This is a genomic window from Mucilaginibacter panaciglaebae, from assembly GCF_039539265.1.
In the GTDB taxonomy this organism is placed as follows: Bacteria; Bacteroidota; Bacteroidia; order Sphingobacteriales; family Sphingobacteriaceae; genus Mucilaginibacter; species Mucilaginibacter panaciglaebae.
Window position 1 is genome coordinate 37,297 of sequence record NZ_BAABCV010000008.1, and the last position, 23,919, is coordinate 61,215.

A 23,919-nucleotide genomic window follows, 5' to 3' on the forward strand; every position below is an offset into this window, starting at 1 on the left:
CATCCACCCATGAATTTCTCGCGGGCATACTGCGGACTATTTTTGAAAAATCTTCCAACTCGCTGTGAGTTAACACCAATTTGGTTTTGCGATCCAAAAAAAGACGTAAAAGTCAGGAAAAGTGATCCAAACTGATCCACTTTTGAATATCTGATTTTACAAAACTTTCATTTTCAGATAATTAGTTTTTCAAGGCGATCCAACTGATCCAAAGTGATACACATTCGCGTGGATCACTACAGTACCTCTTTGCTTATGAATTTACAAAGTTAATTAGTGAAAGTATAGGTTTTTCCTCTCTGTGTGTTAAACCTATATTGGTAATCGCTGCCCGCAGTTGATTTTTTTACGCCTGCCGCCATAGTTTTAAGCGCATTGCCCGTACGCAACCTGCACTCGCCTCCGGCCAGCGATTTAACTACCAGTTTGCTAAGCCTGCCGTTTTTCCATTGCATGTCTGCAATTTCGAAATCGCCGCGAGCCATTAGCCCTTGTACACTACCGGTATTCCAGGCTTTAGGCAACGCAGGCAGAATCTGGATCTCGTCAGCCTGGCTCTGCAGCAGCATTTCGGCTACACCGGCAGTATAGCCAAAGTTACCATCGATCTGGAACGGCGGATGCGCACATAGTAAGTTAGCGTAAATTCCGCCGCCATTATTGTAATTTATGCCATTACCGCCCACAGGTGTTATAAAGTTTTCGATAATAGTATGCGCATGGTCGCCATCCTGCAACCGGGCCCAGAAATTGATCTTCCAGGCCATTGACCATCCGGTTGAGACATCGCCCCGGGCCAGTAAACTTACTTTAGCAGCTTTTGCCAGTTCGGGCGTTTTGATGGTGCTGATCTGCCTGCCGGGATGCAAGCCAAACAGGTGCGATACATGGCGATGATTATCTTTCGGATCATCACGGTCAGTTTCCCACTCTTGCAACTGGCCCCAACTGCCAATTTTTGGTTTTAACAGATGATCTTTCAAATCGGCGACATGATCGCGATAGCTTTTATCAATACCCAAAATATCTGCCGACTCAATATAATTAGTAAACAGGTCATAAACAATCATCTGGTCATAAGTCACACCGTCCTCGGTCGGCCCGTGCTCTGGCGACCAGCCCATGGGCGATACCAGGGTACCGTCAGGACGATGTTTTAAATGATCATCCCAAAACTCAGATATCTCTTTCAGAATAGGGTAAGCAAAGTTTTTCAGATAAGTTTTGTCCTTAGTAAAAGCGTAATGCTCCCACAGTGCCTGCGCGTACCAGGCACTTGCGGGTGGGTTCCACAAATAGCTTTCGCCGCCCATGGGGTTGCTTTCGGTGCGCAAGGTCCAGCCACGAACGCCCGGATATTCTTTTTGGGTATTGATCTTCCTGATCTCGCGGATTGCATTGATATGATCCAGATATGGGTAAGCACATTCTGATAAATTAGTTGGCTCGGCGGGCCAATAGTTCATCTGAATATTGATGTTGGTATGATAATCGCTACCCCAGGGTGGGTTATTGCTTTCGTTCCAAAGCCCTTGCAGGTTAGCCGGCAGCCCGCCCTTACGCGATGAACTGATCAGCAGATATCTGCCATATTGAAATATAGTAGCTTCCAGGTCCTGATCGAATGTCTTTTTATAATTGATTAGTCGCTGAAGGGTTGGCAACGCCATAGTAGCCGCAGAAGTCGTACCCAAATTTAAATGTACACGGCCGTATAATCGCTGGTAATCGGCAATATGCCTTTGCAGCAGTGCGACATAAGTTTTAGCATTAGCTGCTTTTAATATGCTATCGGTCTTGATGGAAGGGGCCTCACCGCGCCAGTGCGTTGTGCGGCTGTTATTGAAATCGGTAGCAGCGCTGAGCAATATTGTTATCGCATCGGCTTTATTGATCTTTAACTGATCGCCTTCTTTATCGTCGGTTTGTTTGCTCAGGGTGCCGCCTTCAAGTTTTACCAAAGCCGTAGCCTGGTATTGCATGCCGTTGGTAAGCTTGCCGCTAAAGGTTAAGCTACTACCATTGGCGATAGCCGTATTAGTGCGGGTATCTGTTAATCGCACTACGCCTGACAAAGCGCCCCTTTTACTTGTGGTATAACGCAGCACCATCACTTTATCCGGAAAACTACAAAAGTATTCACGTTTGTATTTAAGCCCCTCTTTGGTGAACGTAGCGGTATGCACGGAGCGGCTCATGTCCAGCTCGCGGCGATAATCGGCAGGGATGTCGCCACCGCCAGAATTATCAAAATCGATAAACAAATTACCAAAAGCCTGATAGGCGCCTCTATCGTGCTCATCGCCTTTCCAGAGGGTATTATCATTAAACTGGATATGTTCCTGGTTAATCCCGCTAAATATCATCCCGCCAATGCGTCCGTTACCTATCGGGTAAGCATCCGTCATCCAGGCTTTAGCAGGGCGATTGTCCCACATTTTTTGGGCCTCGGCTTTGCCAATAACCGTTAATAACAGACTACCCGTTATGATTAACTTAAGGCTTGTTAGCTTCATACTTGCTCTTGATAAATGGTTACAATCAAAACTAACGGAATATCCCATCCATTTATTAAACCTTTTATTCATATCATTACTTGATTTTGCCCTGGGCCGCGTCAGGGTTTTGTTTCAGGTAGATACGGTATAGTTCAAAGAAATCGGGCGCAGTAAGGAGTTCTATATTAGGGTCCAGCTTTTTCAATTCGGCCACTACCTGCACATACCACGACGGGCTTTTCAAAATATTCCGGAACCAGTGAAAAGGCACATTCCGTGCATGTACCCTATCATAAACCATTTTGGCGGCTACTTTTGGATCGTCCTGGTTCACGTCCGCATCCGACCTGATAACCGGCATATCGCCATGCAGCAAAGTCAAAGGCACTTTCTGCGGTACGATCCCATTCGGACTAAACGCCGCATAAGCATCCAGACCTTTTTGATTCAACCCCGGCGCCTGTCCGTCAATAATAAAACCGGTGATGGTTAGCCCCCATTGTTTGTAGTAGGGTTTGTTGTGCGCTACCCAGGCATCCAATCCATCAGGTAAACCTGAAAGCGGACGTGGTGCCTGCAGCATGCCCGGCATCAGATACCCTGCCCCATTATCCGCGGCAGCGAAATAGTCATTAGGGCTGGCGGTCTCCCGGCGATAATCCAGCGCCATCGGCACACGCTCGGCCAAAACCGGGCTGATACACCACATCATAGGCACCTTACCCCGGTTTGGGTCATCCCACAAAGTAGGCGTAGTTTGCGACACCCATGACGACGCATCGTAATCGCCCACATAAAATACCAGAAAGTTGCGGCCCTTGTAATCGATCTTGCCATCGGCGGTCAGGTACCCTTTTTTTTGCAGCCGGGCAGGCGTTGTCCAGTTTTGTTTGTATTCCTTTTTAAGCGGAAAGTGCTGCCAGAAAGAAGCATTTGCCAAAGCACCATAGCCAATAGCATCCGCATCTTTAAAAGCGTTGTAAGCGCTGATGATACGCGAATATTCCCACTCGGTTGCCACATCCTCATGCCTGCCTTTAGCATGTTTGGTATATTTAAATGCCCAAGGGGGGAAGCCACCCAGGTAAGTATAGTCCGTGCCTTTATTTTGCTTATAAGCTGTTAGCAAGATTTCTTTCAGAGTATTTACATCTGTGCCTGTAGCCTGGCCGGGGTCATCGGTAGCCGGCTCGTCTGCCCAGGGGCTCAGGTCGAAAAAGAAACCACGGCGACTGATAAAGAAATCGTGATTTGATAATGTATGATGATTATGATTAACCAGGAACGGCTGTTTTAACCATTGCTGATCAATATAATAAGCACCATATTTGGTATTAACCCTGCCCGTTTTCATGTACTTTTCCAGGAACCACAGATAGGCGTCATCTTTGGCAGAGCCGCTTGATGCGCGCTTAGTACCGGGTATAATGCCGTTACCTGTAAACATGGACGAACCGTCTTTATTAATCAGACTGACACGCACCGGGATTTTCGGCCCGCCGGTAATAATTTGAGAGTACAAGCTTTGCGGGTCGGTATCATACCGCACCACAATCAAATCATCAACCCCGGCAATTGATGAAGCGACATTACTGGTAGCCGCCACGTTGGGATCATAAACTACAGCACCTTTAATTTTATTTTTATACGCGGATATGATGTCCACTACATTTTTATAAACTATCGTGTCGCGCTTGCTAAGCCATTTACCGGGCGCCCGGTATTTGTTCCACCAGTAGCGGTCAATATCGGCATTGCCATTTTTGATCAGGAAGATATATAGCTGCGGTGTGGCACGGTTGACGATACCTTGTAATGAAGCTATGGTGTGAACATAATCCCAGGCGTTATCGATAGCCCGTTTATCACCGCGTTCAAACTGCAGGGTAAACTGCAAATCTATCATACCGACCGGTGGCAATTTTTTAGTCTGGCTAAAAACAGAATTAAAGCCGATAGTAACCAGCACTAACGCCAGTACAAACACATTCTTTTTCATTGGTTGTAATATAATTGGTGCAGCAAATGTAGCGTTTGCCAACAATTATTTAATGTGGTAATTATTATGAATTGATTAATAAAATTTGTTTTTTTGGCTATAAAATAAACAATTGTCTAACCTGACAATACCGAAACCAATTTTAGCTATTAAACAACTTATTCATAGTACTTATCAATACATCAGACTGCAATAGCTTGCAGCAATTCAACATTAACCAACTAAACAAATGAGCCAAAAAGCAGCATTTACCGAAAAGAAATTCGTTGTCACACTAATTTTCGTCACGTCATTGTTCCTAATGTGGGGCGTATTGCACGCCATGAGTGACGTATTGAACAAACACTTCCAAACCGTATTAAATATTTCAATTGCTGATTCAGGACTGATCCAGTTCTCTGTATTCGGTGCTTATTTTATCATGAGTATTCCTGCGGGTTTATTCATGAAAAAGTATGGCTACAAACCGGGTGTGATATTAGGGTTACTATTATTTGCAGCCGGTTTATTTTTATTTGTTCCGGCGGCTAATGCGGCATCGTTCACGTTTTTCAGGATAGCCCTGTTTATTGTAGGTTGCGGTATGGCGACGCTCGAAACTGTTGCTCACCCATTTGCTGCTTCGCTTGGCGACCAGCGTTCAAGCGACCTGCGCGTAAATTTTGCCCAAACCTTTAATGCAGTAGGTACCATTATCGGGCCGCTTATTGGTGGGTTCTTCTTACTAAGCGGCGACACCGTAAAAAACACCGACTTAACCTCGGTTAAAACGCTGTACGTATGCATAGGTGTGGTGGTTTTGCTAATAGCGCTGGCATTTGTATTCTTAAAAATTCCGGCTTTAACAGATCCGCATGCCGCAACCCATTCTGATGATCCGGATGCATTAAACGTAGATTTAGCGCCGCGGAAACCATTAATTCAGCACCGCCACTTTGTATGGGCTTGTGTAGCGCAATTTTTTAACGTAGCTGCACAAGGCGGTACCTGGGCATTCTTTATTAACTACGGTACTAACGTCATGCACTTCAGTGACACCAAAGCAGCCTACTTTATGAGTTTATTTATGGGGATGATGCTGGCAGGCCGTATTGTTGGCACCTCATTGATGACTGTTATAGCGCCTAACAAATTACTGGCGACGTTTGCTGCCGGCAATATCTTGATGTGTATCATTGTGGCTCAACACCTGGGCTGGCCGTCATACATCGCTTTGCTGATGATCAACTTCTTCTTCAGTATCATGTTCCCAACCATCTTTAGTCTGGGCTTGAAAAACTTAGGCAAACACACGCAACAAGCATCATCATTCATTGCAATGGGCGTAGTTGGTGGTGCATTTTTCCCATACATTATGGGTCAGATTGCAAACCATGATGTAGCTCAAGCTTACTACCTGCCGATTATTTGTTATGTAGTAATCTTCCTTTTCGGATTTAAATTTTATAAAGTTAAAACAGCCAAAGCGTAAGTTTTTAAAATGATATAAGGTGTTTGGCTATTTGCTTCGCCTTTTACGGTTACCCAAAGCTCATAGTGGCCGGCTGATGGCCTCCAGATATATATACCCGTTTTACTGGTATTAGGAGATAGCTTATTTTTTTACAGTCGATTATAAAGCCGATGAAGCTGCGCTTATTTTGCGGACACCTTGTTTATCGAGCAGCTCTCCAATTTTATTTACCATATAGATTGATGCTTCGATTTCGTCTTTTTTAATAGCTACACTTTCAATATTGAACCCGAAAGGGATTGCATGTTGGGCGCAAAATGTCGTTAGCTCGGCGGCAATTTCCAGGCAAACGTTAACAGACTTTTCGAGCATATTTTCGGCGTTCTTAAGCTCCTCTTTCAAGTCGTCAGGTATATGAATGCCCAACCATTCCATAAAACTCAGTGTCTTCGCCGATCCGCAGGCAGTAAGTGTGAATATAATAGTCGGAAACTTCGCGTTTTCCTTTATACAGGTATGGCTAAGGTCTTCGATAACTTGTTTGGCATAAGCTACATTAAAAACGCATTGCGAAATAAAATAAGATACTCCACAACTTACCTTATCCAATATCCGTTTATCTTCATCTCTTAGTACTTCATGTCTTTCAGGAATAGTCACCGCACCCACTACAGAAGCGCTTTTATGCTTGCTCCAGATCTTATAAGCCTCAGGTAAAGTTGTTTTAACCGGGAAGTCGGGCGCGGGCACGCCTACAAACACAGGGTAAAAATGATTCTTTTGCAGATCGTCCAGCCAATCTGATAATTCTTCGTTGGAGAACTTACCTGCCGGGCGGTAGATGATCTTAGGTATCTTCAGGTCTTGGAGGTACCCGCTTGCAAACTCAAACGGATCCAGCGCTTTCAGAAAAGGGAATGGCCGCTCCTCTGCCGTGCGTGCAGCTTCGTCTTGTACGTCGTACACAACCAATGCGTCGATGTCTAATGGAATAAGCCTGGCAATAGTTTTTGCAGCAATTTCAGTAACCCGTTCAGGGGTGGTTTCTGATTTTGGCGGCGTAATACCATAAGTTAAAATACCGGATGCGCCGGATTTGATCTTATTTAAGAACATAAGTATTCAAGTTTCAGAAGCGATAGACTTAAAATTAAATATCTCTTCTTATCAATTATTTATTTTGTAAAAATAATAACTGCAGCCAATATTGCCCGCAGTTATTATTATTAAATGATGCGTTCGGTACCAATTAGCTCACGAGCTTGCCTGGCCGCAGCTACCATGTTTTTCAATGCTGCTTTAGTTTCGGGCCATTTTCGCGTTTTCAAACCGCAATCGGGGTTTACCCACAAGTTTTGCGCAGGCAACAAATCTGCTGCTTTAGCCAATAATGATACCATTTCATCGACGCCTGGTACACGTGGCGAGTGGATGTCATAAACACCCGGTCCAATCTCATTTGGATATTCAAAATGGGCAAAGGCAAGCAGCAGCTCCATTTGCGAACGCGAGGTCTCAATAGTGATCACATCGGCATCCATAGCAGCAATATGCTTTATGATATCATTGAACTCGCTATAACACATGTGCGTATGAATTTGAGTTTTATCCTCTACACCACCTGCAGTTATGCGGAATGCTTTTACCGCCCAATCCAGGTAATGCGGACGTTTGGCTTTGCGTAAGGGTAATCCTTCGCGTATAGCAGCTTCATCGATCTGAATAATGCCTATACCTGCCTGCTCCAAAGCTACAACCTCATCACGAATAGCCAGCGCTATCTGGTTAGTGGTCGCCTCGCGCGGCTGATCATCGCGAACAAACGACCATTGCAGCATAGTTACCGGGCCGGTCAACATGCCTTTCATGGGTTTATCGGTTTGCGCGGCTGCAAATTTACTCCAGCGTACGGTTATGTCTGCCGGTCGGCTAACATCGCCATAAATAACTGGTGGTTTCACACAGCGGCTGCCATAGCTTTGTACCCAGCCGTTTTTAGTGAACAGGAAACCATCCAATTGTTCGCCAAAATATTCCACCATATCATTACGCTCAAACTCACCATGTACCAGCACATCAATGCCGATCTCTTCCTGCCAGCGAATGGCGTCGATAGTGGCCTGTTCAATAGCCTTTTCATACTGTTCAAGGGTTAGTTCACCTTTTTTGTGTCTGGCGCGTAACCGGCGGACGTCATCAGTTTGCGGAAACGAACCTATGGTAGTTGTAGGGAAGGCAGGCAAATTGAAACGTTCGCGATGCAACTGCTGCCGCACCGGAAAAGCACTTTCTCGGGTGGCATATTCTTCAGTGATAGCGGCCACTCTGTCTTTTATCACTTGTTTGTGTGCTTTTCGCGATGAACGTCTGCTTGCAATGGCTTCTTTATTGGATAGCAGCAATTGCTGATTTCCTTCTGCTATCTGCTTTAATTCAGCTACTTCATTAAGTTTCTGTTTGGCAAAAGCCATCCAGTTTTTAATTTCGGGGTCGATAGTTGTTTCAAGATCAAGGTCAATCGGGCTATGAATTAGTGAACAAGATGGCGTAATGATAATTCGGTTGCTGCCTAATTTTTCAACTGCCTTGTTAATCAGTTGTAATGATTTTTCATAATCATTCTTCCAGACATTCCGGCCATCTACTACGCCGACCGAAAGCTGAAGATAATCGGGTATTAAAGCTAAAACTTCCTCTAATTGTTCAGGAGCGCGTACCAGGTCTACGTGCAAAGCAGACACCGGCAGGCTCACAGCCAATTGTGCATTATCTAACAACGCTTCAAAATAGGTGGCCACCAATAATTTAACGCCACTCACACGGTTAGCAATGGCGCAATAAGCTAACTCAAAAGCTTCTTTTGTTGTTTTGGAGAGATCAAGCGCCAGGCAAGGCTCATCTAATTGTATCCAGGTGGCGCCTTCTTGTTTAAGGCGATTGATAATCTCGATATACACGGGCACCAGCTCTTTAATTAGATCGATACGCTCAAAACCTTCTTCTTTTTCTTTACCCAGCAGCAAATAGCTTACCGGGCCGACTAAAACCGGCTTGGCTTTTTTGCCCAATAATTGCTTAGCCATATTGTACTCATTAAAGACCTTTTCTGAGGATAGGCTGAACGTTTGCTTAGCTCTAAATTCAGGCACTATATAGTGGTAGTTGGTATCAAGCCATTTGGTCATTTCCATGGCAGTGATATCCAGGCCGTCTTTTTGGTAGCCGCGGGCCATAGCGAAATAAAGGTCAATTTCGCTGTTGGTTTTTACTGCAGATATCGGCAGATAACGTTGTGGAATAACACCCAGCAGCATACTCATGTCCAGCATCTGATCATAAAAACTAAAGTCATTGCAGGGGATCAGGTCAATACCGGCATCCAATTGTGTTTGCCAGTTGTCTTCCTTGATTTTATGAGCAACGCTATTTAATTCATTCAGATCGATTTTGCCTGCCCAATATTGTTCGCTGGCTTTTTTAAGTTGTCGTTGGCCACCAATGCGTGGATAGCCGAGGTTTTGCGTTAGCATGTCTTTGATATTTTTTCTGAGCAAATCTATAAACAAAGATTTATACACCTGATTTTATTGTATTTTCGGCAATAAAAATCTATATTCGGATATATTTTGGAATATTTAACCGGGTTTATGGTCGGATTGCTGACTTAAAAGAATATTATTCTATGAATGAATTGGACGAGATTGATATAAAATTGTTAAAACTATTAGGAGAAGACTCCAATGTTACTACCAAAGAGCTGGCTGGCAGGGTCAATCTGTCACCGTCGCCGGTTTTTGAAAGAGTGAAAAGACTTGAGGCCGGTGGTTACATTAAAAAATACATCGCTCTGATAGACGCCGAAAAGCTGGATTACGGGTTGATTGTTTTTTGCAATATCAGGCTTAAACAGCATGATAAGAGCATTGGCCATGAGTTTGTTACCGATATTATGCGGCTGAATGAAGTTGTGGAATGCTACAACATTTCGGGCGACTACGACTTTCTGCTAAAAGTGTATGCCAGAAATATGAAGCACTACCAGGATTTTGTATTTAATAAACTTGGGTCTGTAAAAAGCATTGGCAGCACGCATAGCACATTTGTAATGTGCGAGAACAAAAACTCTTATAATATTAATATATAAATATAAGAATGTCTTAACGGCTTTAACAAAATAAAAGTCTGCTTGTAGCAGGGCTTTGATTGGAGTTTTAAAAATATACAATGACGAGTACTATTTCGCCGGAAAGCTGTTTTCTAAAGAAAGTTTTGAACAAATCCTTTAGGGTAAGTGTCAGAATAATTTTAAATTAAAAAAACTTATATTTAGTTTTGCAACGATTAAAATAATTGAAAAACAAATGATTACGTCTCTTTCGCGATAATGTGGCATGCAAATGAGGCTGTTATTTGAAGAAAACTATATTAGCTTAAGGACCGATGGTGATCTCGGACATCACCAGCAGTAGGGTGAACATGAATGTATTTGAGAATACTCTTTTTGTCGACAGTTCATCCGATCTTGCGCAAATCATCAATGCCGCTGATGCGGGTATATGGACTTTCAATGTATCTACTAAAAAGGCGACCTGGTCGCTTGGCTTTTATAAGTGCCTGGGATACGAACCCGACGAAATAGAATGTTCTCATTCCAACTTTGTTGAAAATCTGCTTTATCACGAGGATAAAAACGCTTTCCTGGCCTCTGTCAAAAGCAGCACCGCCCATGGCCAGGCAATTCATATCAGGCTTCTAACTAAAACCGGTTACGAATGGTTTCAAAGCAGCACGTATAAACACGCGGGCTCTATCATTTCAGGTACCCTGATCAACATTCATCCCTACAGATCGCACTTGTTACAAGCAGCGGCGGTTAGTAATGCACTAACTGTCACCGCTGGCCTGGCGAAGTTAGCAGGCTGGGAAATGAATGCCGCCAGTAAAAGGCTGCTTTTAAGCAACGAAGCACTGGAAATATTACAATTACAGCGCCCCGAGGTCACAGCCGATAGGTTTTTAAGTTTTATAGACCCGGCCTACCGCACTATGCTGCATTCAGCGTTTGAAGCCTGCCTGCAGAGCGGCCGGCCCTTTGAACTGGAGGTTAGGTTAAGGACACTCCGAAACAGCGCACTTTGGGTTAAAATAAAAGCGGTAGCAATAATCAGTGATCAAGGGGAATGTCAAATGGTTAAAGGCATCTTACAGGATATACATTTAACTAAACACCGGGAAGACGAGTTGGTGACTATGTTGAAAGGTGTCAGCCATCAAAACAGCCGGTTACAAAACTTTACGCATATCGCCGCGCATAATTTACGCTCGTATGTGGGGAATTTACGGTCTATGATCGATCTTTATGAAGAAGCGGAATGTCGGGATGAGCGCCAGGAGATCTTTGCCCAGATAAAAAAGAGTGGCAATAATTTAAATGCTACTATTGAACATCTCAATGAAATCGCTAAGATCGATTTCGATGCCAGCAATGAAAACACCCCGATCGATCTGGAAGCGCTTTTTAAAAATGTAATCAACGTTCTGCAAAGCACCGTCCAGGCCACTCAGGCTATCATTACTTCAGATTTTACCTGTTGTCCATCGGTGTATTACCTGCCCGCTTATTTAGAAAGTATTTTTCATAACCTGTTATCGAATGCGCTGAAATACCATCATCCGGGTCGCGTTCCTGCGATCCATTGTGAGACTAAAATGGAAAACGGTCATGTTTACCTAACTGTCGAAGACAATGGCCTGGGCATAGATCTGGAGAAATATGGGCATAAAGTATTTGGCATGTACCAGACGTTTCACTCACATGACAGTGCCCAGGGGATCGGGCTTTTTATTACCAGGAACCAGGTGGAGGCCATGGGCGGCAGTATCTATGTAGAAAGCGCGGTCGATGTCGGTACCAAATTCACGATCATGCTTCTATAATAATCAACTATATGGTCGGGCATCGCAATATTAAATGTCCGTGCCTTAACGTAGGACAAGCAATAAATATCGGTCTTTCGTATTATAGATAATTATATCGTTTCGAGGTTAGTAGGAAGGTAATAAAAAAGGCACTTACAATATTTCGTAAGTGCCAATTATCAGGTGGAGAATATCGGAGTCGAACCGATGACCTCTTGCATGCCATGCAAGCGCTCTAGCCAGCTGAGCTAATCCCCCTTTTGCGGATGGCAAATGTAGTAAAAAGTTGTGGATTAGCAAGAGTGAATAGTTAAGGCGTTGTTATACAGGCATATTTAAGCTTGATTAAACTTTTTTCAGTCACAAACCAGTGTATATCACGTCACGTACGCTGTTGTCTTAAAAGTGCATGTGAAATGCATGTAAAAATCTGTATCTGCATGTGATAATTACGGCAAGCCTGATCACTAACAACAGTGATTATGGCATCAATTAAAATGATCCTTGACAAAAGAAAAGTGAAACCAGATGGGAGCTATCCTATATGCTTTTTGATTTGTCACAAAAGAAAGACTACTACGAGAAGTAGCAAAATTTACGTCTTAGAAAGCGAGTGGGACAACGAAACGAAGTGCATTAAGAAATCCAACTCACAACACAAACTATTAAATGTCAAGCTTAAAAAGGCTTATGCGGATATACAATCACAATTGCTCTTAGCCGATGACGAAAAGGTAAAAGAGTTTTTGGCACCCGTTGTACCAATCAAAAAACCGGTGAAAGCTAGAAAAACTGTTTATCAGTTTGCGCAAGATTTGATTGTACAACTGAAAGCAGATAACAAAACGGAAATGCCTGGGTCTATGAATCTACAGTTAACGCGCTAAAATGCTTTCATGCTGAAGACGATATTTACTTTGAAGAGATAAATTACGAATTTTTAACCCTATACAATAGCTTTCAGGTTAAACGAGGCGTTAAGCACAACACAGTGTATTTATATCTTAGAACTATTAGAATATTCTACAATATAAGGTAGTGTATTTAACCGCAGCTGGCCGTTAACGATCAAGATTTATACTGCCTCTATAAACGAAGATTTTTGAGATTTCCTGAATTAATATAGTTGGATTTTCATTATCTTGAACAATTATTAACCAAGCCTTATGTCGTTGAAGATCATGGAGACAGCAATGCACGTTTTTTTTATTAGGTATAGGAAACTAATTTCTACACTATGTATTATAACATTGTTATTCCTTCCTTTTAAAATTTATGAAGCACCGAGCTTTAGTCCTGATCACAAGTTCGAATTCATTGGTTACTGGCTTGATACGTCTATATATGTTGCGATTCCAATATGGATGCTCGTAAAAATCCGCACAGCTGTGAAAGCGTACAGGGACGAGGATAAATGGAAAGAAATGTAGAAAATATATGAAGTTACAAATACAGGAATGTTGATTCATTGACCCTTATCATCAAAAGGTATATAGCTTCTCTTATAAGTGTCCAAACTTAATTCAAGATTTACATGGCCCCTATAAACAGTGATATTTGATAATTCATGAATTGAATGAGTTAGCAGTAATGAGAATTAACATACCTCTGGTGAAACTAACTCTCCCAACTTAGCCGCGATGTCTGACATAGTATTTTCTTTAGTGCTGAGTCCACTTCGTGAACCGAGTAATGGGCTTACCTCTCTTAGTGCCTCATATGTTGTATTATGAACAATTGGAACAAGTAAATCTCGTGCCAGTAATGCCGAAAGTTCTTTCTCTGCTATTCCTTCGTTCTGTACCCTACGCAGAAAATTAGGCGTTACCAAAACAATTCCAACCCGTGACTTCGCTAACCCCTTGTCAATCTCTCGTAGTAAAGACGAACCTAACGCGACGTCTTTTTCACTGAACCAAACAGAAACTCCTTTTGATTCAAGCAAATCATGTAATTCTTTAGCAGCCCCTTTCCGATCATCCCATGCATGGCAAAGGAAAACATCCCGAAGGTCAGGTAAAGATGCTCGTTTCTCCACATTTTCACGTACTGGCGTTAGAGTGACAACCTCAGCAGGTGTATAATAAACTGGAGAACTTGCACGCGACCAACTTGGCTTACTGCTTCTTCCACTACTACGACTACCATAGCTGCTGCTTGATGAAGAATAAGGTGATGAATATGAATCGTACGATGGGTATGAACGGTAACTGCTATAGCGGCTTCTCCCGCTGCATGCAGGGCAGGCTGCTGCTGCACTAGCAGTGCGGTGTCCATAAGTTGGTGCTGTACACCGTGCCATGTTGTTTAAAATTAATTAGGTTTGATAATGTTAACAGAATGCAAAATACGAATTTCACCTACCAACCTCAATTCAACTTTTCAACAACCTCTATAAACAAAGATTTTTGATATTTCTTGAATTGGATAAAGTATCCTTTAAGCAGCGTTCCCTTATAAGAAGTAAGGTTGGACAAAACCTTTCAACATCAATTCAGACTTTTCACTACCTCTATAAACAGTAAAATCTTCAAAATCTTGAATTAGAACCTGAGGTGTGAGAGTGGTATTAGCAAGAGTGAACTAAAAGTCAATTGATTTAATGTTCTTTACAGATCATCTTTCTTTCGTAGCGTGGTTTGCTAATTGGTTAGTATTGAAACTGCGATCAAAAGCGCCGTAAGTTTTCAACTTGCTGACCGGGCGTCTGCGGCCATAAATCTCCATTGACATTTAATTTTAGGTGATCCAAAACTTACTTAAAAGTCAGGAGAAGTGATCCAAAGTGATCCAAACGAAAGTATTAGTTTTCATAAGTAATTGATTTTAAGTTATATATGGTTTCGAAGTGATCCGTTTGATCCAAAGTGATACACATTCACGCGTGGATCAGCGCGCGGGCCGCGTTAGCGATAGAAACGGATACCTGCACTTCGAGAGCCCCGGTGCAGTCGGCGTGGCTAAGGCCTGCAGGCGTATGAGTGTATAGCGCGGGCCGCAGGCAACGCCTATATCAAACACCGCCGGGTATACGATCGCCTCCCCGGCGCGAGTATGCAGCGCTACTATAAGCGCTGTGCATCGTGACGTATAAATTAAATACAGATCGGCTACATTGCTGGTCCCAACAACCTGTTTAGGTATGATTAAAGCATTTCCTATTTAAAAAAAATAGTATCATCCGACTGCTTTATTCAGCGCAATAATAGCCGGTTTAAATTGTTCGCGATCTACTACAAATTGTATGTTTACCCTGCCGCTGGCCATGCCCGTAGCAATAACCGGTATTTCGGCTTTGGCTAATGCAGCGGTAGCGTTAGCCAACAGGCTTGATTGCCCCATGTTTGTACCCAACAGGCAAACCATGGCAATAGGTTTGTAGGTAACTCGCTCGAATTTTGCCTTCAACGCGTTGATGAGTGCGGCTTGCAAATCATTTTCCCATATCACTATACTTATGCTGTTGGCGCTGGTCGTTTTAAATGTGTAGCTAACGCCGTGATCTGCGAAACACTGCATAATAACCAGGTCTGAGCCCACGTTGCCAGTCATCAGCGGATCATAAATATCAATAATTAATTGGCGATCTGTACCGGTAATGACTTCAATACGGCTCAGATCAGATATATAGTCTTTGGTAATCAAAGTTCCGGGGTGCCCGGGTTCAAAAGTGTTTTTAATGCGCAGGTGTATGCCTGCCATCTCTAACGGTTTAGATGCTTTAGGGTGAATGGCCTCCATGCCCACGTCTGCCAGTTGGTCGGCAATATCATAGTTGGTGTTGCCCACAGGCTTTACGTTTTCAACGCCTACCAATCCCGGATCGGCAGTTGACAAGTGGTATTCTTTATGAATGATAGCTTCTTCCGGCTTAAGTATCTCGGCAATCTTGCTGAAGGTAACTTCAGAGTATCCCCGGTCAAATTCGCGCATAATGCCTTCTTTGCCCTTGGCGTAGCCGGTGACAACACAAACACTGCTTTTAAGATCGATGTCCTTAAAAGCGTCTTTTATGCGCTCGTTGATGGTCATGGCGCGGCTATCGTGCAATCCGGCCAGGTCAATCAGGTATGCATTTAAGCCTTGATTTTGTAGGATAGCGGCCAACACATAGGCAGAATGGCTTTCACCAATTGAGGCCAAAATCTCTCGTGCTGCAAGCAGGATGCCCTCATTCAAATAACCGGAAGCCAGCATGGTGGTTGCGCTGTCGAGGTAACGGAGAACTTGTTCAATCTCGGTATCTACAAAATCATCAGCTTTTTTTATATCGAGTCCCAGATCTTTATACTCGGCATTCAATCTTTTTAATTGCGAGGCTACTTCTAACAAAGCGATACCGTAATCCTCGCCGTCTGCCAGTTTTTTGTAAACTCCTGGTGCTTTGGTCTTTTTGTTTTCGAGCAATATATTGGTTACACCTGAAAATGCGGACACGACATATACGCGACCGTAAACTTGTTCAGGGTTAAATAGGATAATGTTATTGATAACATCTTTCAGCGCACTCATTGACGTGCCACCAATCTTCTCTACGGTTAACATGCCGCGAATTTAATGGATTTGTATGAGAACCAGAAGCAACTACCACATGTGGTATATAATCATTATCAACTTGCCAAGAACAGGATGTATCCGGGTATTGACATCGCACAAAAAACAGCTAACTTGTCCTCGTTAAATAAACCAACAATTATAAGCGTTATGAAAGTTTTGGTTTGCAAAGAACCCGGTACACTCATTTATATTGATCGGGCAAAGCCTGAAGCAGGCGTAGGTAATACGCTTTTGCGTATCCGACGCATGGGCATTTGCGGTACCGACCTGCATGCTTTTGAAGGGACGCAACCCTACTTTAATTACCCCCGCGTTTTAGGGCATGAGCTGGCTGCCGAAGTGGTAACATCTGACGGTGATTTTAAAAAAGGCGACCTGGTAACCGTCATCCCATATATTAATTGCCAAACTTGTCTGGCCTGCCGTAACGGCAAACCTAATTGCTGCTCAAACATCAAAGTGCTTGGCGTGCATACTGATGGTGGCATGGCCGAATATTTAGAAGTGCCAACCCGACTACTGCTGCCCGCAAACGGCTTGAGCATGGATGAGCTGGTGCTGGTTGAGCCACTGGCAATAGGCGCACATGGTATAAGGCGTGCATCCGTACAAAAAAATGAATTTGTATTGGTTGTTGGTGCCGGCCCCATTGGGCTGGGTACCATGGAGTTTGCCCGCATTGCCGGCGCTAAAGTTATTGCGCTGGATATCAATGACCGCCGACTGGCTTTTTGCAAAGACAGATTAAATGTTAGTTATGCGATAAATGCTTCGACTGAAGATGTTATGTTGCGCCTGCAGGATATAACTGGTGGCGATATGCCCACCGTAGTTATTGATGCCACGGGTAGCCTTAAAGCTATTAACAACGCATTTCAATATATGGCGCACGGCGCACGGTATGTGTTGATAGGTTTGCAAAAAGGCGACATCAGCTTTAGTCATCCTGAATTTCATAAACGTGAAGCGACTTTGATGAGCAGCCGCAATGCAACACGAGAAGATTTTGACCATGTATTGTGGGCGATGAAAAACAAACTGGTGGATCCGGCTAATTACATCACGCATCGTGTAAAGTTTGATGACGTGGCTACAGAATTTCACAAATGGATTGACCCGGCTAACGGTGTTGTAAAAGCAATGGTTGAATTATGATAATCAGAAAATCAATAACAATTGTAACCTGTTTTTTGCTGCTTTTTAACGCGGAACTGCACGCACAGTCGCCGGTTAAAAAAGGGCTTAAAGATTATTACAAGGCTTACTTCCCCATAGGTGTTGCAGTTTCGCCACGAAACCTGACAGATTCGGCGCAACAACAAATGATCTTAGAGCAATTCAATAGCTTAACACCCGAGAATGCAATGAAAATGCGGCCAATCCATCCGCAGGAGACCACCTACAACTGGAGAGATGCCGATGCTATTGTGAACTTTGCGCAGGCTCATCACATGCGGGTACGCGGCCACAATTTATGCTGGTATAAAGAAACGCCCGACTGGATCATCCATGACAAGGATGGAAAATTAGTAAGTAAAGAGGTTTTATTAAGCCGGCTTAAAGAACATATCTACACGGTTGTAAATCGATACAAAGGAAAAATTTATGCCTGGGATGTGGTGAATGAGGCGGTGGCCGATGGTGGTGATGAACCGCTACGTAATTCAGTATGGTACCAGATATGTGGCGAAGATTATATCTTCAAAGCGTTCCAATATGCTCATGAGGCCGACCCCAAAGCTGTGTTGTTTTATAACGAATACGGTACCGAAAGTCCGGTGAAACGCGAGCGGGTTTACCAGCTTTTAAAGCGGATGCTTGATGCCGGTATCCCGGTTGATGCAGTTGGCCTGCAGGCACATTGGTCGGTCAATAATCCATCGCAAGAGGCTTTAATAGCCAGTATTAAGAGATTCAGCTCATTAGGACTTAAGATCCAGATTACAGAAATGGATGTATCAGTTTATACCAATCCTTATGGAGATATTACCGATGCTGATTTTACGCCAGAGCGCGAGCAGAAACAAGCCGATCTGTATGCGATGGCTTTTAAAGTTTTTCGCGAATACAAGCAATACATAAGCGGCGTCACTTTCTGGAATGTATCAGATAAGGCTTCCTGGCTCGATAATTTCCCCATTCGCGGGCGTAAAAATTATCCGCTGTTATTTGATCAAAATCTGCGACCAAAAAAGGCTTATCAGGGTGTAATTAATTTTTGAGGAACTTTTAAAGTAATTACCAATTGTCGTCATGAACGATATTGAAGGATCTGCCGGATTATTTTCGTTGCGATGATGCTCTTGCAATTAATTTAGGTTTGATGCTGGTAGTTTTAATCTCGATAGCAGTTTCGTCATTCTTATCATCCAGCTCAAAATAAGTTTGGGCGATGGTTTTACCCATATCAACACCATATTGGTCGATAGTAGTAAGCGAAGGCGTGGTGATGCGTGTAAAGTTCTCGTTCGAGTAGCCGCAGATACCCAGTTGTTCAGGCACTTTGATGCCGAGGTCATTGGCGACCTCCAAAACCCCTAAGGCTAAAAAGTCATCCCGCGAAGCGAAAACAGCGTCGGGTGGGTTGGGTAAAGTAAGGAGGCTGCGAATCAATTCAGCATCGTGCTCGTTGTTACTGTCGGCATCCAATATGAGCTCATCAGCAACTGGAACTTTATTGGCTCGTAAGGCCTTCAGGTATCCCGCTTTTCTGTCACGGAAAATATCCAGATTCTGCGGTCCGGCAAGTAAAGCAATTCTTTTGTATCCGGCCTTAATTAGGTGTTCTACTGCCTCCCGGGAGGCTTGTTCATTATTGTTAACTACTTTCAACGATTCGATCTCTTCAACCACTCGGTCAAACTGAATTAGCCGGATATGATGATCAATAACATTTTGCAAATGTGTATAATCGTCGCCTTCGGCAGAAACAGAGATCACAATGCAATCCACATGCTGATTGATCAGCGTATTGACGCATTTGATCTCTTTTTCATGCGATTCATTAGACTGACAAATAATAAGGTTGTAATTTTTTTCGTTGGTGATACTTTCTATGCCTGCAATCACATTCGAAAAGAAGCTTTGATTTATCCGGGGCACCACAATACCAATGGTTTGCGATTTGCCTTTGCGTAGGTTTGAGGCCAGGCTATTAGCGCGATAATTCATCTCGCGCGCCTTGGCAATCACCTGTTTACGGGTTTCTTCGTTAATGCGCGAGTTGTTATTAAGCGAACGCGATACTGTCGAAGCGGTTAAATTGAGCGCGCGTGCAATATCATAAATCGTTACTCTTTTCTTCTTCAGGTCCATTTTAAAGTAATGATACTTAAAAAAATTACAATTTTATTTGGCAATCGATTGCGCAAATCAAAAAATAAATCTAATTTCGGCCAATAGCTTATCTTAGGTGGACCTAAATATTAAACCTGATAATTAAATCATTTGGAAGCAGGCTGTTTCTTATCGGATAGTGCCCGGCTTATCATCACAACACAAACTTAAATTATGAAAGTAATACAAGGCGAAACAGAATTTTTTAAAGGCATTGGCCAGATCAAATACGAAGGTTTAGAGTCTGATAATCCATTGGCTTTCCGTTGGTATGATGCCGACAGGGTAATAGCAGGAAAAACCATGAAAGATCACTTGCGTTTTGCAGGGGCTTACTGGCACTCATTTGTAGGTAACGGTGCCGATCCGTTTGGCGAGCCAACGCATATTTTTGAGTGGAACAAAAAATCGGACCCCGTTGAGCGGGCCAAAGACAAAATGGACGCCGCATTTGAGTTTCTGACTAAAATGAACCTGCCGTTTTACTGCTTCCACGATGTAGACGTGGTTGACTACGGCAATGATGTTATTGAAAACGAACGCCGTTTAGCTGCATTGGTTGATTATGCCAAACAAAAACAAGCGGAAAGCGGTGTAAAGCTACTTTGGGGCACTGCCAACCTGTTCTCGCACCGCAGATATATGAATGGTGCTGCTACTAACCCGGATTTTCATGTACTGAGTCATGCCGCCGCGCAGGTTAAGGCTGCTTTGGATGCGACTATTGCATTAGGGGGGCAGAACTATGTTTTTTGGGGTGGCCGCGAGGGTTACATGACCTTGTTAAATACCGATATGAAACGTGAGCAGGAGCATTTGGCTAAATTCTTACATGCGGCCAAAGACTATGCCCGCAAACAAGGTTTTACCGGCACGTTCTTTATCGAACCTAAACCATGCGAACCAACCAAGCATCAATATGATTATGATGCGGCTACCGTATTTGGTTTTTTACAGAGATATGATCTGTTAAACGATTTTAAATTAAACATCGAAGTTAACCACGCGACTTTGGCGGGCCACACCTTCCAACACGAGCTGCAGGTTGCTGCCGACTCAGGCCTATTAGGTTCTATCGACGCTAACCGTGGTGACGTACAAAATGGCTGGGATACCGACCAGTTCCCGACGGATATCAACGAACTAACCGAAGCCATGCTGGTTATTTTAGGGGCCGGTGGGTTCCAGGGAGGCGGCATTAACTTTGATGCCAAGATCCGTCGTAACTCTACTGATCCGGCTGATTTGTTCTATGCTCACGTTGGTGGTATGGACACTTTTGCCAGGGCCTTGATCACCGCTGATAATATTCTGCAAAAATCTCAATACGAAAAGCTGCGCAAAGACCGCTATTCGTCTTACGACAGCGGCAAAGGAAAAGAGTTTGAACAAGGCAAGCTTTCGTTAGAAGACCTGCGCGCTTATGCTATTGAAAATGGCGAACCGAAAACAATTAGCGGGAAGCAGGAATACGTTGAGAACCTGATTAACCGTTATATCTAAGATTAATAATTTCAACAAACGTAAATCCGCCGGTTGCTGTGAGGTAGCCGGCGGATATTTTTTTGTCTGTATTTTATTTTGTGAGGTAATATTGTTACACGATTGGGTTAATACTTGATTTATATTTGAATTAGTTATAAGAATTTTTAACCCCTTAAATAGTCAATTAATGAAAAAGTTATTAGTACTGGTTTTGACGGTTGCAGCTTTTACGCAGGTTGATGCCCAAGACCAACAGCAACAATCACAACAACAGCAACAGCGGCCGCGCCGTCAACGCTCCAGATGGGATGACGGTAGCGCATTGTCTGTTGATTCGACAACCCGCGATGGATATACCCTGGTTTTCGCCAACAACGATACTACCTTTGAAAAGGAGGGTGCTGACGTTAAAAAACGAATGATCGAAACTTTTTACAAAGTTTATCCGGCAGAAGCGAACACTTACAACAAAAACACGGCTAAACGAGTGGTGTTCTTTGTTGATCGCAATTACAAAGGTGTGGCTGCGACATCAAATATGACGGTGCGCTTTAATCCGCCATGGATGTTAAAAAAACCAACAGACATTGATGTGGTAACTCACGAAGTAATGCACATTGTGCAAGCTTACGGTGGCGGTGCTGGCCCGGGCTGGTTAACCGAGGGTATTGCTGATTATGTCCGCGCGGTTTATGGCGTAGATAATGCAGGTGCCAAATGGACATTGCCAGAGAAGCTTAGAACAGACAAAGACGGAAAACAACAAACTTACACCGCCAGCTATCGTGTAACCGCCCGTTTCTTGCTTTGGATAGAAAAAAACTACAAAAAAGACCTGGTGGTAAATTTGAATCAGGCCATGCGCGAGCATACTTATACCGACGACATCTGGAAACAACAAACCGGCAAAACGCTGGATGAATTGTGGACGGAGTATATTGCTACTTTCCCGAAATCTTAGTCATAGGGTGTGATACAAAAAAAGCCGGTCCAAGCAGACCGGCCTTTTTTTGTATAGTATTAAAGCTGATCTTGGTGATCGAGCCGCTTGATCATAAAACATCAACCTGGATGTCGGCTTTATGAAAGACAATGGCAACGACCGAGATACTTTGCATGGAGATATCAATCAGCTCAAAGCTCCTATAGAAGATATGCAGAATATGTACCCTGCATTCTGTAAGGCTGGCTGACGCCGAAAAAATTATGCTGAATATTGGTGTTTAATTCTTAAATAGATGTCTCCCACCCTAACAAATGTTAATAACTTTTGATTTTTCCACAAAATATATTTACATTGCTTTAAATCCTAAGGCCATGAGAATAAATATTTTACTAAATATCGCACTAATTGTACTGACAGCCGTGGTAGTGGCTGATGTCATACTTACTATTTATAATCCGGTAAAAACCGATTATGCCAAGCTAATTACTCCGGCAACTATACTGTTAAGCCTGTTTTTATTTAGAACAATACATATAAATCGGCAGAAAACGATTAACCAATTAACATCGGTAAAGATCAACAGGTAAGCTACTGATGCCAGGCAGCTTAACTACAATATTGGTAGTTATAAGCATACAGTTTATATTTGTAGCTACATTTGTATCTTTACTCATCTCTTCGGGATGTAGCGTAGCCCGGTATCGCGCCAGCATGGGGTGCTGGAGGTCGTGGGTTCGAATCCCGCCATCCCGACGTTTTGCCTTGTTGACTGCAGCAGGGCTTTTTTTATATGTATACGGTTCTGTATACAGTCACTAAGATGCAACCCACATATTGTCATAACCTACAAGTTATGGCTACAGTAGCAATAGTATTGAATACAACTTACAGGTTGTTAAACAATGAGTATGCCGTTTCTCTGAGAGTAACGCATGAAAGAAAACAGAAATATTATTCTATAAATACTCTTATTGTTGACCAGTCAATTTCATTTAAGTGCTCTATTGAACATTGGAGGCCTGCCGAAGCAGAAGATAATGGACTTGGTAAATTCAGAAAAAGCTTTATTGCATATAAAGAGTGTAACATTGTTTTAAAAGCAAAACTATCTGAAGCTCAAACTATCCTTACCAGGTATGAGGATCAGTGTATTCATTTTAGTTTTAATCAGTTATAAGGTAAAGGAGCATAATCGAGTATCCTAGTGCCTATAATCTCTTCCTTATTATCATAACCCAACAGAGCGACCATAGCCGGGTTGACCTCCAATATCTTCAAATCGGAAGAAATAATTTTGTTGCCCAGCCGTGATAGTTCAAAAACAGTGCTGAATCGAACCTGGCACTCATGGTGCTCATGTTCGTTGGCTTGTATTTTAGCATGCTCTTCTTTAAGTTCCTTTATTTCGGCTTGAAGAGCGGCAACTTGACCAATTAATTCGTTTTTGGAGTTCTCCATTATAGACCACTATTTCAATTGTTTTATAAACTATCAGGGATAACAATGCACACCCGCTTTTGTGCTAATCGAGTCAGCAAATTATAGTTCGTAACGCATACTTTAATTCGGCTGTTGTTCAATATATAACTTTTATTTTAAAAACCGGTGTTTACCAATACTTTTAGCTAGATAAACTAATAATAATAGCGAAATAAAAAACCGGGTTGTAGAATATATATTCTTAACTCACTTAAATAAGTCAACATGAATGGTACTAACAGCAGCT

18 protein-coding genes, 2 tRNA genes and 2 pseudogenes are annotated in these 23,919 nt (G+C 42.9%); 12 read left to right on the top strand and 10 right to left on the bottom strand.

Annotated features, from left to right (window positions below; all coding sequences use genetic code 11):
• Window positions 1-269 precede the first annotated feature (269 nt).
• The 3 genes and pseudogenes from ABD772_RS17575 to ABD772_RS11850 form a co-directional block, all read right to left on the bottom strand.
• Window positions 270-569 carry a glycoside hydrolase family 95-like protein gene (locus tag ABD772_RS17575; protein ID WP_425562830.1) on the bottom strand — a complete coding sequence of 100 codons (300 nt, stop codon included), beginning with the start codon at window positions 567-569 and terminating at the stop codon, window positions 270-272.
• 6 nt (window positions 570-575) lie between these two features.
• A pseudogene (locus ABD772_RS11845) lies at window positions 576-2,588 on the bottom strand (glycoside hydrolase family 95 protein); the annotation flags it as partial.
• 4 nt (window positions 2,589-2,592) lie between these two features.
• Window positions 2,593-4,497, bottom strand: a complete 1,905-nt coding sequence (locus ABD772_RS11850) for a GxGYxYP domain-containing protein (protein WP_345104474.1) — start codon at window positions 4,495-4,497, stop codon at window positions 2,593-2,595.
• Window positions 4,498-4,726: 229 nt separating this feature from the next.
• On the opposite strand from ABD772_RS11850, the gene ABD772_RS11855 reads away from it, so the two are divergent.
• A complete protein-coding gene (locus tag ABD772_RS11855; RefSeq protein WP_345104477.1) occupies window positions 4,727-5,968 on the top strand; it encodes a sugar MFS transporter in 1,242 nt (413 codons plus the stop codon).
• A gap of 141 nt (window positions 5,969-6,109) precedes the next feature.
• Here ABD772_RS11855 and ABD772_RS11860 read toward each other — a convergent pair whose 3' ends face one another.
• Window positions 6,110-7,066, bottom strand: coding sequence for a methylenetetrahydrofolate reductase (locus tag ABD772_RS11860; RefSeq protein ID WP_345104480.1), 957 nt, complete (start codon window positions 7,064-7,066; stop codon window positions 6,110-6,112).
• Between the two features lie 110 nt (window positions 7,067-7,176).
• Window positions 7,177-9,480 carry a 5-methyltetrahydropteroyltriglutamate--homocysteine S-methyltransferase gene (gene metE, locus ABD772_RS11865; RefSeq protein ID WP_345104483.1) on the bottom strand — a complete coding sequence of 768 codons (2,304 nt, stop codon included), beginning with the start codon at window positions 9,478-9,480 and terminating at the stop codon, window positions 7,177-7,179.
• Window positions 9,481-9,632: 152 nt separating this feature from the next.
• Here metE and ABD772_RS11870 point away from each other — a divergent pair, with 152 nt between their 5' ends.
• Window positions 9,633-10,094 (top strand): Lrp/AsnC family transcriptional regulator, encoded by a 462-nt coding sequence (locus tag ABD772_RS11870; protein ID WP_345104486.1) that lies wholly within the window; start codon window positions 9,633-9,635, stop codon window positions 10,092-10,094.
• A gap of 296 nt (window positions 10,095-10,390) precedes the next feature.
• Window positions 10,391-11,887: a PAS domain-containing sensor histidine kinase gene (locus ABD772_RS11875; protein ID WP_345104489.1), complete on the top strand. Its 1,497-nt coding sequence runs from the start codon at window positions 10,391-10,393 to the stop codon at window positions 11,885-11,887.
• Window positions 11,888-12,053: 166 nt separating this feature from the next.
• Here ABD772_RS11875 and ABD772_RS11880 read toward each other — a convergent pair.
• Window positions 12,054-12,127: transfer RNA gene (locus ABD772_RS11880), tRNA-Ala, on the bottom strand.
• 224 nt (window positions 12,128-12,351) lie between these two features.
• Here ABD772_RS11880 and ABD772_RS11885 point away from each other — a divergent pair.
• Together ABD772_RS11885 and ABD772_RS17580 are read left to right on the top strand one after the other, a co-directional pair.
• Complete coding sequence (locus ABD772_RS11885) at window positions 12,352-12,756, top strand: Arm DNA-binding domain-containing protein (RefSeq protein ID WP_345104492.1); 405 nt, start codon at window positions 12,352-12,354, stop codon at window positions 12,754-12,756.
• Between the two features lie 17 nt (window positions 12,757-12,773).
• A pseudogene (locus ABD772_RS17580) lies at window positions 12,774-12,908 on the top strand (phage integrase SAM-like domain-containing protein); the annotation flags it as partial.
• A 558-nt stretch (window positions 12,909-13,466) separates the two neighbouring features.
• Here the strand turns inward: ABD772_RS17580 and ABD772_RS11890 are convergent.
• Window positions 13,467-13,907, bottom strand: a complete 441-nt coding sequence (locus ABD772_RS11890) for a toll/interleukin-1 receptor domain-containing protein (RefSeq protein WP_345104495.1) — start codon at window positions 13,905-13,907, stop codon at window positions 13,467-13,469.
• 1,139 nt (window positions 13,908-15,046) lie between these two features.
• Window positions 15,047-16,414, bottom strand: a complete 1,368-nt coding sequence (locus ABD772_RS11895) for an aspartate kinase (protein WP_345104498.1) — start codon at window positions 16,412-16,414, stop codon at window positions 15,047-15,049.
• Window positions 16,415-16,573: 159 nt separating this feature from the next.
• On the opposite strand from ABD772_RS11895, the gene ABD772_RS11900 reads away from it, so the two are divergent.
• The gene (locus tag ABD772_RS11900) at window positions 16,574-17,581 is read left to right on the top strand and encodes a zinc-binding alcohol dehydrogenase family protein (protein ID WP_345104500.1); all 1,008 of its coding nucleotides are present in this window, start codon (window positions 16,574-16,576) and stop codon (window positions 17,579-17,581) included.
• Complete coding sequence (locus tag ABD772_RS11905) at window positions 17,578-18,648, top strand: endo-1,4-beta-xylanase (protein WP_345104502.1); 1,071 nt, start codon at window positions 17,578-17,580, stop codon at window positions 18,646-18,648. Before ABD772_RS11900 ends, ABD772_RS11905 begins: the two co-directional genes overlap by 4 nt.
• A 58-nt stretch (window positions 18,649-18,706) precedes the next feature.
• Here the strand turns inward: ABD772_RS11905 and ABD772_RS11910 are convergent, their stop codons facing one another.
• On the bottom strand, window positions 18,707-19,741 hold the full coding sequence (locus ABD772_RS11910) for a LacI family DNA-binding transcriptional regulator (protein ID WP_345104504.1): 1,035 nt from the start codon (window positions 19,739-19,741) through the stop codon (window positions 18,707-18,709).
• Window positions 19,742-19,936: 195 nt separating this feature from the next.
• Between ABD772_RS11910 and xylA the strand changes: the two genes are divergently transcribed.
• The 5 genes from xylA (at window position 19,937) to ABD772_RS11935 (ending at window position 23,370) form a co-directional block, all read left to right on the top strand.
• The gene (gene xylA / locus ABD772_RS11915) at window positions 19,937-21,265 is read left to right on the top strand and encodes a xylose isomerase (protein ID WP_345104507.1); all 1,329 of its coding nucleotides are present in this window, start codon (window positions 19,937-19,939) and stop codon (window positions 21,263-21,265) included.
• Between the two features lie 169 nt (window positions 21,266-21,434).
• Window positions 21,435-22,208, top strand: coding sequence for a basic secretory protein-like protein (locus ABD772_RS11920; RefSeq protein WP_345104509.1), 774 nt, complete (start codon window positions 21,435-21,437; stop codon window positions 22,206-22,208).
• 356 nt (window positions 22,209-22,564) lie between these two features.
• Window positions 22,565-22,780 (top strand): hypothetical protein, encoded by a 216-nt coding sequence (locus tag ABD772_RS11925; RefSeq protein WP_345104512.1) that lies wholly within the window; start codon window positions 22,565-22,567, stop codon window positions 22,778-22,780.
• A gap of 92 nt (window positions 22,781-22,872) precedes the next feature.
• Window positions 22,873-22,946, top strand: a tRNA-Pro gene (locus ABD772_RS11930).
• A gap of 100 nt (window positions 22,947-23,046) precedes the next feature.
• A complete protein-coding gene (locus ABD772_RS11935) occupies window positions 23,047-23,370 on the top strand; it encodes a hypothetical protein (protein WP_345104515.1) in 324 nt (107 codons plus the stop codon).
• Here ABD772_RS11935 and ABD772_RS11940 read toward each other — a convergent pair.
• Window positions 23,361-23,651 (bottom strand): PAS domain-containing protein, encoded by a 291-nt coding sequence (locus ABD772_RS11940; RefSeq protein ID WP_345104517.1) that lies wholly within the window; start codon window positions 23,649-23,651, stop codon window positions 23,361-23,363. The two genes, ABD772_RS11935 and ABD772_RS11940, sit on opposite strands and share 10 nt — an antisense overlap.
• Between the last annotated feature and the right edge of the window lie 268 nt (window positions 23,652-23,919).